The following is a 14,275-nucleotide window of genomic DNA, read 5'->3' as shown; positions in this document are numbered from 1 at the left end:
GACTGGTCTGTAGTTGAATAAACGTAGTTGAAGTCGTCAAGAGCTACCGCCGAGAACGACTTTCACCGGCACGTTCCAGACCAAAGTCATCTGTAACGTTGTCGTGCGCTTCGACCACCCGTATCGAACCATGGTGAATAGAATTCGCGAGCGGCTCGCAGGTATTCCACCCTTGAGGGAATGCCTCCGAGCCGCTCGTTTGTCCTGCCATTCCTGCTCCGGGGCTCGCGAAACGCTGGCCTGAAGCCCTACAGGTTGCCCTGAGCTCTGGAAGAATAAGTCCAGAGGAACACTTGGGGACTCGAAGGAGCAATGTTGAGATCAACCGCAGGCGTCTGGCAAAGCTGGTGGATGCAGCTGGTGGCCGGGCTGCTGATCGTGGCGTTCGCCGTCCTTCCGTGGCTGTGGATCGGCTACGAAGACCAAGCAATTCTTCCCTATGCTTCGAACGACGCACTCGGATTGCTGCTCGTCTTCTCCATGGCGACCCTGCTCAGCGCATTCTTCGCCCGCAGGGTTGGGTACGGCGGTACTAAATTCGCCGTGGTGACCGATGTCGGCATGGTGCTCGGGTTTATCGCGCTGGCATTCCAAGCGACGTACGCGCTCGAACCGGGACTATTCGATGGGGAGATCTCTGCGGACTCGGTGCGCCACCTGTATTTCCTTGGCACCCTGTTTGCCGTGTTCCAAGCGCTGTACTACCTGATCGTCAAGCTCAAGCTCATTGCAGCGGCCCCGCTGTTTGCGCTGATCGCCGTGGGCTTCAGCTACTGGCTGCAGGTCGTGGCTTCTCTGGTTTCCGGAGCGCAGTCCTACGCGCAATATCTCTGGTATGCCGGGCCGGTAGTCCTCGGCCTGGTGCTGGGAGTCCTGGGGTTCCTGAAGGCCGCCAATCTGCTGATCTGGATTCTCTCGCTCGTGATCCAGTGGATCACGCCTGCGCTGTTCGAGAGTGTCGCCGCGGTCGGCCAAGGCACGGAGCGCGGTGTCGGGAGCATTCTCGGCGCGCTCGTGAGCGGCACTTCCGATGCCCTAGTTAAGCAAGAATGGCAGATCCCTGTTCTGGTCAGCCTCGCTACTGCCATGCTGACGAGCGTCGTCTTGCTGATTGCCCGCAAGGTCAGGGGACGAAGGTACTAGCCGATCTCGTCGGATGATTATCTCCCTGCGCACCATGAATTACGGAAGGAACTAGCCATGAGCCAGAATACGTCGGATGCGAGCGATTCGGTGCTGATCGCCCGGACAATCCAGGACTATGCCGAACGGAATCCGATCAAGCCCGGCAAGTACGCCGCCAAGCGCATTTTCGCGGGGGAGAAGGCCCAGATCACCGAAATCGCCTTCGATGCAGGGGTGGAGCTTCCGGACCACATGGCGCGCACACCGATCATCGTCCAAGTGATCAGCGGCGAAGTTGATTTCACCGTTGGCGGCGCAACCTCCACGTTGGGCATCGGAGGCTCCATTTTCGTTGAAGCCAACGTCCTGCATGCGGTTTACGCCGCGCAGCAGGCGCGCATTACGGTCACGTTCCTGAGCAGCTAGGGTCAGGGACCCTGCAACCGGTGTCGGTGAGAGGCCCCGCGCGCTTTGAATAGAATGATTCCATGAGTGAGTTGCGCGAACGCGATCCGGATGAACTGGTTCAAGCGATCATCCTGCGGATCGACAAGGAAGATCCGTCCACCGAGGACGAGGGCCTCTCAGCAGTTGCCCGCGCAGCTGTCATCGCCTACCTCCGCTCGCCGCATGAACCTGAATGGCAGACCTGGTCGGAGCAGGCATTTGCCAAATCGGTGCGGCGCGCCAATCCCAAGATGTTCTCCAAGGTGCTGGAGGTGTTCCCCGAAGCGATGGTGAGCCAGGTCGGCAAGGCCCAAGCCGTGGGCCTGCCGCCGTTGCCGGCGAACGACCTGCCGAAACTCATCGCCAAACTACAGGTGTCCGGCACGCAACTGCCCAAGAGCAACGAGGTGCTGGTCGCGGAGGTCAATATCGGCATCAGAAAATCACTGCAGATGTCCACCGGCAAGGCTGCGGCGCAGAGCGCGCACGCGCTGTTCGCCTGGCTGACCGAGGAACAAGGCGAGCGCATCGAACGCTGGTTGTCCGCCCATGCGCCGGTCGGGATCCAGCACCTGTCCGATGAAGACTTCGAGCGGCTCCGCGCACAGGCCGCGGGGCCGGTGATCCAGGATGCAGGGCGAACGGAAATCGAGCCCGGTTCGGAAACCGCGTTTGTATACATCAAAACAACTAAGTGAATTTCGAGTGTGCAAATACTGTATTTTCTCTGGGTATGTCATTCTAGGAGTGGCAGCCGTAACTGGAGGACTACCGACGGGCAGCTGTCGTCCAGTTTCCGACCTCACCGATCAGTGAGGATCTGACCGAAAGAACCCAGATGCCCCGTCGCACTCGCGCGCTAGGCCTTGCCTTGGCGCTGTCACTATGCCTGAGCCCCGTGATCCCGGCCGCTGCCGCGCCGAGCATCGCTCCCGCCCAGGAAGTAGCACTTGCCGCCGCGGTCAAAACCGTCAGCAAGAAAACAATCCAGAACCTGAACCTGCGGCAGAGCGCCAGCGCTTCGTCCAAATCGCTGCTGGTGATTCCCAAGAACGCCACTGTTAAGGTCAGCGCCACGAGCAACGGATGGTCGAAAACCAGCTACGGCAACAAAACCGGCTGGGTCTCGGCAAAGTTCCTCACCAACGTTCCAGCAGCTTCCACCTCGAAGACCAAGACCTACCGCTACCTGAGCTCCTACCAGGTGCTGCGGCAGAGCCCGTCGTCCAAGGCGAAGTCGCTCGGAGCGCTGCAGCGCCGGACCAAGGTCGAGCGCCTGGGCACCTCAGGCTCCTGGACCAAGATCAAGTCCGGCAGCAAGACCGGATTCGTCCCCACGAACCAGCTCAAGAGCAGTGCGCCGGCTGTTGCCTACCGCTGGGCCAAGACCAAGCAGCCGATCTACAAGAGCACCTCGACGAGCTCCGCCAAGGTCGCCACCCTCGCCGCCGGCGCAAAGGTCCAGTGGCTGCGCAACTACGGCAGCTGGAGCTCGGTGTCGGTCTCGGGTAAGACCGGATGGATCCAGAGCAAGCACCTGGGCGCCACCGCACCGCTGAAGGTGATTGGTTCGCGCTGGAGCATCGATACCACCGTTGTCCGCGCGACCCCGTCGTCCAAGGCGAAGTCGCTGGGAAGCATCCCGGCTGGCCAGAAACTGAGTCTGTACTCGACCAGCGGCTCGTGGGCCAAGGTCAAGACCTCCAAGGGAATCGGTTGGGTGCCGGTCTCCGCGTTGGTGGCCACCGCCTACAAGCCGATCGCCAGCAAGTCCTACTGGGCCGGGGCGAATCTCGCCTTGAAGTCGGCGAACTCCTCTGGCAGCAAGAGTATGGGCAGCATCGCCAAGGGGCAGAAGGTCACCGCCATCGGCACCTCCAACGGCTGGACCCGGATCAAGTCCTCCAAGGGCACCGGCTGGGTGCCGTCGAAGAACCTGCTGGCCAAGGCCCCGGTGGTCGAAAAGGTCATCGGCTCGCGCTGGACCATCGACAAGACCGTCGTCCGCGCCACCGCCTCGACCAAGGCCAAGTCCCTGGGTACCGCCTACGCCGGCCAGAAGATGAGCCTGTATTCGACCAGCGGCTCGTGGTCGAAGGTCAAGACCGCCAAGGGCGCCGGATGGGTTCCCACCTCCTCGCTCGTCACCACGGCCTACACGCCGATCTCCAGCAAGTCCTACTGGGCCACCTCCGGCACCACGCTGCGCGCGTCGAACACCGGCAGCTCGAAGTCGCTGGGCTCCCTGGCAAAGGGCCAGAAGGTCACCGCCATCGGCTCCGCCAACGGCTGGACCCGCGTCAATTCCTCTAAGGGGACCGGCTGGGTTCCGGCAAAACACCTGAGCTCCAAGGCCCCGGTCGTGGACAAGGTCATCGGCACCCGTTGGAGCATGGACGCAACGGCGGTGCGCACCACGGCCTCGTCCTCCGCGAAGTCGCTGGGCACCATACCTGCCGGCCAGAAGCTCAGCCTCTACGCAACCAGCGGCTCGTGGTCGAAGGTCAAGACCTCCAAGGGCACCGGATGGGTTCCAACCTCCACGCTGACGAACTCGGCCTACGCCGTGATCGCCAGCAAGCCGTACTGGGCCACCACCAACGTGAACCAGCGCGTCGGAAACTCGGTGAACACCAAGTCATTGGGTGTGCTGTCCACGAATGAAAAGGTCACCGCCCTGGGTTCGGCCAACGGCTGGATCCGCGTGAAGAGCCGGCTCGGAACCGGCTGGGTGTCGGGAGCCTACCTCTCGGCATCCAAGCCGAGCCTGCCGCTGCCATCGGACCCGCCAGCCACTCCCAACGCCAGCTACCGCTGGACCACCGCCAGCGTCAACCTGCGCACCGGTGCGGGCACCCAGTACGCGTCCAAGGGCGTCGTGGCGCTGGGCGAAAAGGTCACCTACCTGAAGACCTCGAACGGCTGGGCCAACGTGGTCACCAGCCTGGGCAGCGGATGGATCAAGGACGACTACCTGAGCACCAAGGCCACCGTTTCGGTGCAGCCCGACACCCAGAAGGTGATCAACGCGGTCAAGGACCGCTTCGCAGACAGCATCAGCGCCATCTATACGTTGCGCAGCGGCTCGATCGGGCACAGCAGCGGCAAGGCCGCGGACTTGATGATCCGCAACTACAAGACCGCAACGGGCGTGGCCAACGGCGACAAGATCGCGCAGTTCCTGCTCGATAACCGCGACCAGTTGGGTGTCTCCTACCTGATCTGGCAGGACGAGATCTGGCTTCCAACCACCGGATGGACTGCCTACTCCACCTCCGGCAAGTACGGAAACCAGTTCACCGGCAACTGGAACGACACCACCCGCCACATGGACCACGTCCATGTCGAGGTCTACGGCAACGCCGCGAACAACAAGCCACTGGACCTCAGCGCCCTGCGTTAGCGGGCCTCGCAGCCCGCACGCTGGGGATGGAACGTGAACAGGTCCCGGAACGACGCCGCTTCAGCCGCGCGTTCCGGGGCCTGTTTTTCTTCTCTGGCTCCCTTGCCCGGGTGGCCTCGGTTCGCGTGGAGGGTTGCCAGTCAGCGCAGTCGAATTGAATGTTTGACCCCTCAAACATTATCCTATGAGGGGGTGAAACGTGAGCCCCTCTTTCGCGGCAACGAGGCCGTGCGAGCGCAGGGAAAAGGATTCGAGGGTTGTTGGTGAAAACTCACTCGCGCCGGCGGCGGGGCCAGGGCCTGCTGCGGCGCCTCGGGATTGTGCCGCTGATGCTGCTGTTTCTCGCGGGCTGCTCCGGCGGCACCGCCGCCGAACCGCAGCCAGTGGAGCCCGATGACCGACCGGTGGTCTTGACGACGTTCACGGTGCTGGCAGATATCGCGCAGAACGTGGCAGGGGAGCACCTGCGGGTGGAATCGGTGACCCGGCTGGGCGCCGAGATCCACGGCTACGAACCGACCCCGGACGACCTGCGCCGGGCCTCGCGTGCTGACCTGATCCTTGACAACGGGCTGAACCTCGAAGCGTGGTTCGCGCAATTCGTGGCCGACAACCCCGCCCCGCACGTCACGGTCAGTGACGGCGTCGAGGTCATCGACATCGCGGACGAGGAAGGCTCGGGGAAACCGAACCCGCACGCCTGGATGAGTCCGCTGAACGTGCAGAAATACGCCGGGCGCATTGCCGAGGCGTTCAGCGAGCTGGACCCGGAACACGCCTCTGACTACCGCGCCAACGCCGCGCAGTACCAGAGCAAGCTCCAGGCCGTGCATGACGAGCTGGCCGCCTCGCTCGCGCAGATCCCCGAATCCCACCGGACCCTGGTGACCTGCGAAGGCGCCTTCAGCTATCTGGCCCGCGATGTCGGGCTGACGGAGAAGTACCTGTGGGCGGTCAATGCGGAATCGCAGGCCACTCCGCGCAAGGTGGCCGCGGCCATCGACGCCGTGCGCGAACGGCAGGTGCCAGCGGTGTTCTGCGAATCCACGGTGTCGGACGCCGCCATGCAGCGGGTGGTGGAGTCCACCGACGCCGTCTACGGCGGGACGCTCTACGTCGACTCGCTGTCGGCCGCCGACGGGCCCGTGCCGACCTACCTCGACTTGATCACCCACGACACCCGCACCATCGCCCGCGCATTGAAGGGAGAGTTGCCATGAGCAGCCAAGCGGAGCATCCATGGGCCATCGACGTCCAGAACGCCACCGTCCACTACGGCCCGGTCCAGGCGCTCGACCACGCCACCGTGCAGCTGGGACGGGGTATGGTCTGCGGGCTGGTGGGCATGAACGGCTCCGGCAAGTCCACGCTTTTCAAGACGATCATGGGCCAGATCAAGCCGGATACCGGCAGCGTCCAGATCAATGGACAGGATCCGCAGCAGGCACGGAAGAAGGGCATGATCGGCTACGTCCCGCAGAACGAGGCGGTGGACTGGGACTTTCCCATCTCCGTGCGGGAGGTGGTGATGACCGGCCGCTACGGGCACATGGGCTTCACCCGCCGTCCGCGCAAGGCCGACCAGCGGGCGGTCGACGAAGCGCTGGATCGCGTCGAGCTGACAGCCTACGCCGGGCGGCAGATCGGCCAGCTCTCCGGCGGGCAGAAGAAACGCGCGTTCGTGGCCCGCGGCATCGCCCAGGAAGCCAGCATCATGCTGCTTGACGAGCCGTTCGCCGGCGTGGACAAGCGCAGCGAGGCGACCATCACCAAGCTGCTGCGGGACGTCGCGGACGACGGCGGAACGGTGCTGGTCTCCACCCATGACCTGCACGCGCTGCCCCAGCTGGCCGACGAAGCCATCCTGCTGATGCGCAGGGTGCTCATGCACGGGGACCCCACCCGCGTGCTGCAACCCGAAAACCTGGCCATGGCCTTCGGCCTGGACCCGATGAAACGAGGCGGACAGTGAACCTGATTGAACTGCTGGTCGAACCGCTGACCTACACCTTCATGCTCCGCGCGTTGGCCGTCACGATCATCGCCGCGGTGCTGTGCGCCATCCTGTCCTGCTGGCTGGTGCTCATCGGCTGGTCGCTGATGGGCGACGCCGTCTCCCATGCGGTGCTCCCAGGCGTCGTGCTGGCCTACATCGTCGGGGCTCCCTTCGCGCTGGGCGCCCTGGTGTTCGGCTTCCTCGCCGTCGCCCTGATCGGAGGAGTGCGCGATACCTCCAGGCTCAAGGAGGACGCCGCCATCGGCATCGTGTTCACCACGCTGTTCTCCTTCGGCCTGGTGCTGATCTCTGTGACGCCGAGCCAAGTGGATCTGAACCACATCATCTTCGGCAACCTGCTGGGCGTTTCAGCTGCGGACCTGTGGCAGGTGCTGATTATCGGTGCCATCACCTTCATGATCCTGATCCTCAAGCGCAAGGACTTCACCCTCTATGCGTTCGACCCCACCCATGCGCACGCTCTGGGCATGAACCCGAAGCTCATGGGCGCAGTGCTGCTGGGCCTGCTGGCCATGACCTCGGTGGTGGCGCTGCAGGCAGTCGGGGTGATCCTGGTGGTCGCCATGCTCATCATCCCGGGTGCCACCGCGTACCTGCTCACCGACCGCTTCGGCACCATGCTGGTGATCGCTCCCGTGCTGGCCGCGTCCGGCGGGGTGCTCGGCGTCTACGTGAGCTACTACCTGGACGCCTCCACCGGCGGCATGGTGGTGCTGGCGCAGGGTCTGATCTTTGTTGCGGTCTACCTCTTCAGCCCGCGCCAGGGCCTGGTCGCCTCGCGGCTGGCGATCCTTCGCCGGCGCAAGGCGCTGTCGACGGCCGGCTAGTTCGGCAAACGCACTGCGGGTGTCTACTCCCGCCCAGCACAACGCAGCACCGCCCCCGAACTCGTTCCAGTTCGGGGGCGGCGCTGCGTTGTTCCGGCAGGTGCCGACGGTTAGACGGCCAGCTTGCGGCGGATGAAACCGGAGGCCTGGTCGACCACGATGATCAGGATCAGCACGATGATGATGTGGGTCAGCATGGTGTCGAACTGGAAGGACTTGATGGCCTGGTTGATCAGCAGGCCGATGCCGCCGGCGCCGACGAGGCCCAGGACCAGCGAGGAGCGGACGTTGACGTCAAAGCGGTAGAGCAGCAGGCCGACGAACTGCGGGATGACCAGCGGCAGCGAGCCGTGGGTGATCTGCTGCAGGCGCGAGGCGCCCGCGGTGGCCAGCGCGTCCTGCGGGCCCTGGTCGGTTTCCTCCATGGACTCCGCCCAGAGCTTGCCCATCACGCCGGTGTTGTGGCAGATCAGCGCCAGCACGCCGGCGAACGGGCCCAGGCCCACGGCGGTCACGAAGATCAGCGCGAACACGATGTCCGGCACCGCGCGGAAGAAGGAGAGGATGGCGCGGGAGATCTGGTAGGCCACCGGGTGCGGGGAGGTGGTGCGCGAAGCCAGCACCGCCAGCAGCAGCGCGCTCGGGATGGACAGCGTGGTGCCCAGCAGGCCGATCCACAGGGTCACCAGCGTGGCGTCCAGGCCGGGCTTGATGACTTCTTCCCAGTCGAGGTTCGGCGGGAAGGCGCCGGAGACGAAGCGGGCCATGCCCTGCCAGCCGTCGACCAGCAGCGTCGGGTCGAAGTCGGTGCCGGCCACCGCGAGCAGGTGCAGCACCACGATCACGGCGGTGGCCGTGCCCCACAGCATGGCCTTGCGCCCGCGGTGCGGGTCGGCGGGAACTGGCAGCTTGGCCGGGGCCGGCGTGCGGACGGAAGCGGACTCCAAGGCGGTGTCCAGCGGGCGGGGAGGAGTCTGGATGCTCATGCCGCGTTCCTTTCGGGGGAGTAGAGGGTGTCGAGCACATTCTGGTTCAGGGAGGCGACCGGGCCGTCGAAGGTGATGCGCCCGTGCATTAGGCCGATCGCGCGGTCAGCGTGGCGCAGCGCCAAATCCGGCTGGTGCAGCACCGCGGCCACCGCCAGGTTCTCGTTGTGGGCCAGCTCGGCGAGCAGCTCCATGACGTGCTCGGCGGCGTTCGGATCCAGCGCGGAGACCGGCTCGTCGGCCAGCAGCACGCTGGCGCGCTGGCACAGGGCCCGGGCCACTGCAACGCGCTGCTGCTGTCCGCCGGAGAGGCGTCCCACGCGGTCCAGCGCACGGTCTGCCATGCCTACGCGTTCCAGGCAGCCCATGGCTTCCTCACGCAGTTCGCGGGAGAAGAACAGCGGGGAGACCGAGGCCAGCGAGTTGACGCGCGCCAGCGCTCCGGCGCAGACGTTGTCCAGCGCGGTGCGGCGCGGGACCAGATGGATCTTCTGGAAGACCATGGCGGCCTTGCTGCGGGCCAGCTGCAGCTGGCGTCCGCTGAACTCGGAGAGCTGGGCGCCCTCCAGCTCTATGCGCCCGGCATCCGGTTCGGCCAGCCCTGCCACGCATTTGAGCGTGGTTGACTTGCCCGAGCCGTTGGCGCCGAGGAAGGCAACCAGCTCGCCGCGCTTGACCTCGAAGTCCACGTCGTCCAGGACGCGGCGCCCGTTGTAGGACTTGGCCAGCGAGCTGACCTTCAGTGCTGCCTGTTCCATTTAGATGTCCTTCTCGGTCAGGCCCATTTCGGAGGCCAGGTCGAACAACGGCTTGTAGGTTTCCTTGGTGACTTCCAGCAGCGGTCCGGCCGGGTCCACGTCCAGGAACTTGCCGACCTGCTCGATGTCTTCCTTCGGCAGGTTCAGCAGGGCGTCCTTGACTGCCTTCTTCAGTTCCGGATCGGCGTCCGGGCGCACGGTGATCGGGTCGTTCGGGATCGGCTCGGAGGTCCAGACCTGGCGGAAGTCCTCCGGGTTGAAGGTGCCTTCGGCCTTGGCGGTGGCCAGCGTCTGGGTGTTGATCTGGGCCGCATCAACGGTCCCGTTGACCAGGGCCAGCAGCGCCTCGGGGTGGCCGCCGGCGTAGTTGATGTTCAGCTCGTCTTCCGGAATGCCCGCGGTCTTCAGCGCGTAGCGCGGGAGCACGTCGCCGGAGGTGGAACCGACCCCGCCCAGGGCCAGGTCCTTGCCGCGCAGGTCGTCCACGGTCTTGATGTCGGAGTCCTTCGGGACCCAGATGCCCGCGGTGTAGGTGCTCAGCTTGCCGTCGGCGGTGCCGAAGGAGACCATCGGCTCGGCGCCTGCCTGCTCGCTGGCGAACACGTAGCCGACCGGGCCGAACTGGCCCAGGTCCAGCTTGCCGTTGCGCATGGCCAGGACTTCTGCGGAGTAGTCCTCCACAACCTGGACCTCGACCTCGCAGCCGAGTTCGCGTTCCATGGCGTCGGCCAGCACTCCGTAGGCCGGTTCCAGCTTGGCCGGATCCTCGAACGGCTCGATGCCGAAGTTGATCGGGCCGTCGGCGCAGTAGGCCGGGGCGCCGGAGGCCTCGGTACTGGTGCTGCCGTTGGCCTCGGAAGCGCCGCAGGCGGTGGTGGCCAGCAGACCGACGGCGACAACTGCCAGGGGAAGTGCGCGGGAAAGCTTCATGGGGATGCTCCTGTATAAGAAAAGTCTGTTGCGAGTGGGGTGGTGCTTAGCGGGCCGCGGCAGCCAGCGGCTGTCGGGCGGTGAGACGGTCGGTGACATTGCGGTCCGCCAGGCCGAAGGACAGGGTCATGCCCACGCCTGCGGTCACCGAGACCACGGTGACGCCGGGGACGACGTCCGCGATCAGCAGCGGGCCGACTTCGCTGGAGGCGTAGACGCCCTGCCAGCGCTCTTCGATTTCCAGTGGGGTGTTCAGGATCTTCTCGATGCTCTGCAGCAGTGAGGTCGAAGTGGTCTCCTTCAGGAACGGGGGTTGGGTCAGGTCGTAGGTGTGCGAGTCGCCCAGCAGCAGCGAGCCGTCCGGCCGCTGGGTGAACATGACGTTGGCTTCCACCTCCAGCAGGTGGGGCTGGTTCTCGCGGACTTCCGCGCGCAGCTTGGCGGCGGAGGGGACCTCGGTGAACGCCTCGTAGCGCAGCATCGAGGTGGCGGTCAGCACCGCCGGGCCGAGGTCCAGCGGCTGGTCCGGGGTCGAACGTGCCATTTGCAGGGCGCAGCGGCGGACCTTGTGGTCTTCGGCCAGCTGCGGGAAGAGGTAGTCGACGTCATGGCCGACGCAGACGAACACCTGGTCCGCCTCGATGGGGCCGCGGCTGGTCTCGATGCGGGCGCGGCGGGCGGAGCCGGCGCCGAAGCCCAGTGCCGCGGTGTTCCACAGCACCGATCCGCGCTCCTGAGCATCCAGCCAGGCGGCCAGCTTCGCCACGGTGGTGCGCGGGTCGACGCGCAGGTCGTCGCGCAGCCGGGCGCCGCCGGCGATTCCCTCGGTGGTGTCTCGGCCGAGCACGCCGGCGACCTCGTCGGCGGAGAGCAGGGTGATCTGCCCGGACTCGCGCACCGCGGCCAGCTCGCTGAGCACCTGCAGCTCGGTGTAGGTCGCGGCCACCACGACGGCCCCGGCCTCGGCGGCCCAGAAGCCTGCGCGCCGGGAGTAGTCGAGCCATAGCGGACGGCCCGCCTGCGCGATGTCGTAGAGGTCGCCGGACTGCGCGGTGATGCAGGCGTGCCCGAAGTTGCGCACCGAAGCGCCGACGGAGCGGTGGTCGCGGTCGATGACGGTGACGGTGTAGCCGGCGTCCAGTGCGCGGGCTGCGTGGGCCAGGCCGATGATGCCTGCGCCGACCACCAGGACGTCGGTCTGGATCGGCTGGGAAGCGGTGGGGAGGGAAGTGTTTTCGTTCATCACGGAATTGATCATCCGTGGCCTGGCCGGGCGATTTCAAGCCAGATTGGCACTTGTTCAGACAAGTTTCCCGAGTGTTCAACTTGGTTAATTTTCGTTAACCTAAGCTTCACCCCGAAGCCGGAAAAACCACTGATTTCACGCCGGATCCACTTGTATGATCAAGTGGTGATCCAGAAAAAGAACCAACCCAAGCACCAGGTGCTGGCCGCGGATCTGCGTGAGCGGATCGCCTGCGGGCAATGGCTGGAAGGGGACCCGATTCCCAGCGAGACGGAGCTGTGCGCCCTGGCGAACGCTTCACGGGGCACCGTGCGCCACGCCCTGGCTACGCTGCGTTCCGAAGGTTTGATCGCAGGCGGCCAGGGCAAGCCCCCGGTCGTTGCCCATGCGGTGCGCTCGCAGTCCTTCAGCACCTTCATGTCCTTCACCGAATGGGCGCATTCGGTGGGACGCGTTCCCGGCCAGCGCACGCTGGAACTGGCGCGCCGCCCCGCCGGGGACGAAGCGGCCGGGCAGCTGGGGCTCGCCCCGGGCACGATGATCGTCCAGGTGCTGCGCCTGCGCCTGCTGGACGGCACCCCGGCAATGATCGAACGCACCAGCTTCGCCCCCGACGCCGGACGGCTGCTTTTCGACTTCGACACGGATTCCGGGTCGATCTTCAACTACCTGCGCGGGCAGGGTGTGGACCTGAGCCGCGGCAAGCACATCATCGATGCGGTGGCCGCCGACGGCGAGGACAGCAGGCTGTTGGAAGTGCCTGCCGGTACGCCGCTGCTGCGCGAACGGCGCATCACCTCATCCGGGTCAGGCGAGGTCAAGGAATATTCCGATGACCGCTACCTGCCCCACCTTGCAAATTTCACCATAGAAAACACCAGCGAGGAACGCGCGGCATTCACTCGCGCGCCAAGCATGGCTTTCCAGAGCTACTAACCCAACCCAAGGAGAAACACCGTGATTGAACTGATCGTTTGCGACATGGCCGGAACCACCATCGATGAGCACGCCGATGTCTACCGTGCGCTGGAGAACAGCGTGCGCGAAACCGGGGCGGAGGTCACTGCGCAGAACCTGCAGACCTGGATGGGCGCCGAGAAGCGCGAAGCCATCACCGCGTTGATCACCCTGGGCGGCGGCGTGCCCGAGAAGCAGCTGGTTGACGCCACCTTCGAGCGTTTCCGCGAGCTGCTGTTCTCCTACTACGAGCAGAATCCGCCGGTCGCGCTGCCGGGTGTTGTCGAAGCCTTCCGGAAGCTCTCCGCCCAGGGCGTCAAGATCGCCTTGACTACCGGGTTTTCCCGCGACGTCGCATCGGTGATCCTGCCGCAGCTGGGCTGGGCCGCAGGCGAGGGCGAACTGCTGGACGCAGTGGTCACCGCGGACGAAGTGGCCGCCGGCCGTCCGGCACCGTACATGATCCACCGCGTGATGGAACTGACTGGAATCCGCGACGTGCGCAAGGTAATCGCCGCCGGCGACACCGTCAACGACCTGCAGGCAGCCAAGAACGCCGGCGTCATCGCCGTGGGCGTGCTGACCGGCGAGCTGGGGCGCGAGGACCTCGAGGTCCACGAGCACGATGTGATCCTGGACGGCGTGGCCCAGCTTCCGCAGTTCATCGCCCAGCTGGAGGTCAAGGCCTAGACTTCGCCAGCCGGAGCGCGGCGGCCGGGGAACCATCTGCGGTTCCCCGGCCGCCGCTCCGCTAAGCTCGACCGATCACCGAGACCCAGACGGCGCTGGTGGCCCGCTGGCCCAGGCGCAGCGGGGCCCCGGTCTTGGGGGAGGCCACCTCGACGGTGTCGGAGAAGGCGTCTCCCGGCTGGATGGACAGCCGTGCGCCAACGGTGATCCCGTGGTCGGAGAAGTACTGCAGCAGCTGGGAATCGTCATCCGAGATCCGCTCGACCTGCACCTGCGAACCATCGGTGATTTCCGTGAGCGAGACCGCCTTCGGGATGCTGATCTGCCCTTCCGCGGTGGGGATGGGATCCCCGTGGGGGTCGCGGGATGGATGGCCGAGCAGCTCGTCGATCCGCGCGATCATGAAGTCGGAGACCGCGTGCTCCAGCTGTTCTGCCTCGTCGTGGACCTGGTCCCAGCGGTAGCCGAGCATCTGCACCAGGAAGGTCTCGATCAGGCGGTGCCTGCGCACCATGGTCACCGCGTAGTCGCGCCCCAGATCGGTGAGGTTCACCGCGCCGTAGGGGGCGTGGTCCAGCAGCCCCTGCTGGCGCAGCTTGGACAGGGCCCCGGAGACCGTCGAGAGCTTCATGCCCGCCTTGCCGGCGATGACGCTGGCGGTCACCGGCTCCTGGGACCACTCGGCCAGGCCGTAGATGATTTTGAGATAGTTCTGCGCGCTGTCCGAAAGCTGATTTACCGACACGCTTCCCATGATAGTCAACGCTCGGCCGTCACGGCCAAGATCCTAGGGCAGCCATTCGCGCGGTCCGGTTCGACACCGCCGCGGACCGGTCATAGGCTTGAGTGTCACATGCTGCATCCTGGCGGCGAATTTTTCTGGTGGCGG

Annotated in this window: 14 protein-coding genes; 9 read left to right on the top strand and 5 right to left on the bottom strand. The window is 65.4% G+C overall.

Translation table 11 applies throughout. The features are described 5' to 3' along the window. Positions 1 to 312 precede the first annotated feature (312 nt). The 7 genes from C1H84_RS07095 to C1H84_RS07065 all read left to right on the top strand — a co-directional run bounded on the left by C1H84_RS07095 (position 313) and on the right by C1H84_RS07065 (position 7,819). Positions 313 to 1,143, top strand: coding sequence for a hypothetical protein (locus tag C1H84_RS07095; protein WP_113606967.1), 831 nt, complete (start codon positions 313 to 315; stop codon positions 1,141 to 1,143). A gap of 57 nt (positions 1,144 to 1,200) precedes the next feature. Further along, positions 1,201 to 1,551, top strand: coding sequence for a cupin domain-containing protein (locus tag C1H84_RS07090; protein ID WP_052772483.1), 351 nt, complete (start codon positions 1,201 to 1,203; stop codon positions 1,549 to 1,551). Positions 1,552 to 1,622: 71 nt separating this feature from the next. After that, positions 1,623 to 2,270, top strand: a complete 648-nt coding sequence (locus C1H84_RS07085) for an aminoacyl-tRNA hydrolase (protein WP_181728064.1) — start codon at positions 1,623 to 1,625, stop codon at positions 2,268 to 2,270. Positions 2,271 to 2,410: 140 nt separating this feature from the next. Next, complete coding sequence (locus C1H84_RS07080) at positions 2,411 to 4,975, top strand: SH3 domain-containing protein (protein WP_113606965.1); 2,565 nt, start codon at positions 2,411 to 2,413, stop codon at positions 4,973 to 4,975. A gap of 329 nt (positions 4,976 to 5,304) precedes the next feature. After that, positions 5,305 to 6,195 carry a metal ABC transporter substrate-binding protein gene (locus C1H84_RS07075; RefSeq protein ID WP_047120909.1) on the top strand — a complete coding sequence of 297 codons (891 nt, stop codon included), beginning with the start codon at positions 5,305 to 5,307 and terminating at the stop codon, positions 6,193 to 6,195. Next, positions 6,192 to 6,947, top strand: coding sequence for a metal ABC transporter ATP-binding protein (locus C1H84_RS07070; RefSeq protein WP_047120059.1), 756 nt, complete (start codon positions 6,192 to 6,194; stop codon positions 6,945 to 6,947). Before C1H84_RS07075 ends, C1H84_RS07070 begins: the two co-directional genes overlap by 4 nt. After that, positions 6,944 to 7,819, top strand: a complete 876-nt coding sequence (locus tag C1H84_RS07065) for a metal ABC transporter permease (protein ID WP_047120058.1) — start codon at positions 6,944 to 6,946, stop codon at positions 7,817 to 7,819. The genes C1H84_RS07070 and C1H84_RS07065 overlap by 4 nt, the downstream gene beginning before the upstream one ends. A 110-nt stretch (positions 7,820 to 7,929) precedes the next feature. On the opposite strand, the gene phnE is transcribed toward C1H84_RS07065, so the two are convergent. The 4 genes from phnE to C1H84_RS07045 are packed head-to-tail and all read right to left on the bottom strand — an operon-like array spanning position 7,930 to position 11,736. Next, positions 7,930 to 8,805: a phosphonate ABC transporter, permease protein PhnE gene (phnE, locus tag C1H84_RS07060; RefSeq protein ID WP_082123979.1), complete on the bottom strand. Its 876-nt coding sequence runs from the start codon at positions 8,803 to 8,805 to the stop codon at positions 7,930 to 7,932. Further along, complete coding sequence (locus C1H84_RS07055) at positions 8,802 to 9,563, bottom strand: phosphonate ABC transporter ATP-binding protein (protein ID WP_047120057.1); 762 nt, start codon at positions 9,561 to 9,563, stop codon at positions 8,802 to 8,804. The genes phnE and C1H84_RS07055 overlap by 4 nt, the downstream gene beginning before the upstream one ends. After that, a complete protein-coding gene (locus C1H84_RS07050; protein WP_047120056.1) occupies positions 9,564 to 10,493 on the bottom strand; it encodes a phosphate/phosphite/phosphonate ABC transporter substrate-binding protein in 930 nt (309 codons plus the stop codon). Positions 10,494 to 10,539: 46 nt separating this feature from the next. Beyond that, on the bottom strand, positions 10,540 to 11,736 hold the full coding sequence (locus C1H84_RS07045) for a TIGR03364 family FAD-dependent oxidoreductase (protein ID WP_047120907.1): 1,197 nt from the start codon (positions 11,734 to 11,736) through the stop codon (positions 10,540 to 10,542). Positions 11,737 to 11,904: 168 nt separating this feature from the next. Here C1H84_RS07045 and C1H84_RS07040 point away from each other — a divergent pair, with 168 nt between their 5' ends. Next, positions 11,905 to 12,675: a GntR family transcriptional regulator gene (locus C1H84_RS07040; protein WP_181728063.1), complete on the top strand. Its 771-nt coding sequence runs from the start codon at positions 11,905 to 11,907 to the stop codon at positions 12,673 to 12,675. Between the two features lie 21 nt (positions 12,676 to 12,696). Then, on the top strand, positions 12,697 to 13,386 hold the full coding sequence (locus tag C1H84_RS07035; RefSeq protein ID WP_047120055.1) for a phosphonatase-like hydrolase: 690 nt from the start codon (positions 12,697 to 12,699) through the stop codon (positions 13,384 to 13,386). A gap of 61 nt (positions 13,387 to 13,447) precedes the next feature. Here the strand turns inward: C1H84_RS07035 and C1H84_RS07030 are convergent, their stop codons facing one another. Further along, entirely contained in the window at positions 13,448 to 14,131 is a 684-nt protein-coding gene (locus tag C1H84_RS07030) for a metal-dependent transcriptional regulator (RefSeq protein ID WP_047120905.1), read from the bottom strand. Positions 14,132 to 14,275 lie beyond the last annotated feature (144 nt).

Source organism: Glutamicibacter soli, assembly GCF_003309065.1.
Taxonomy (GTDB): Bacteria; Actinomycetota; Actinomycetes; order Actinomycetales; family Micrococcaceae; genus Glutamicibacter; species Glutamicibacter soli.
This window is presented reverse-complemented; position numbering and strand designations above follow the sequence as displayed.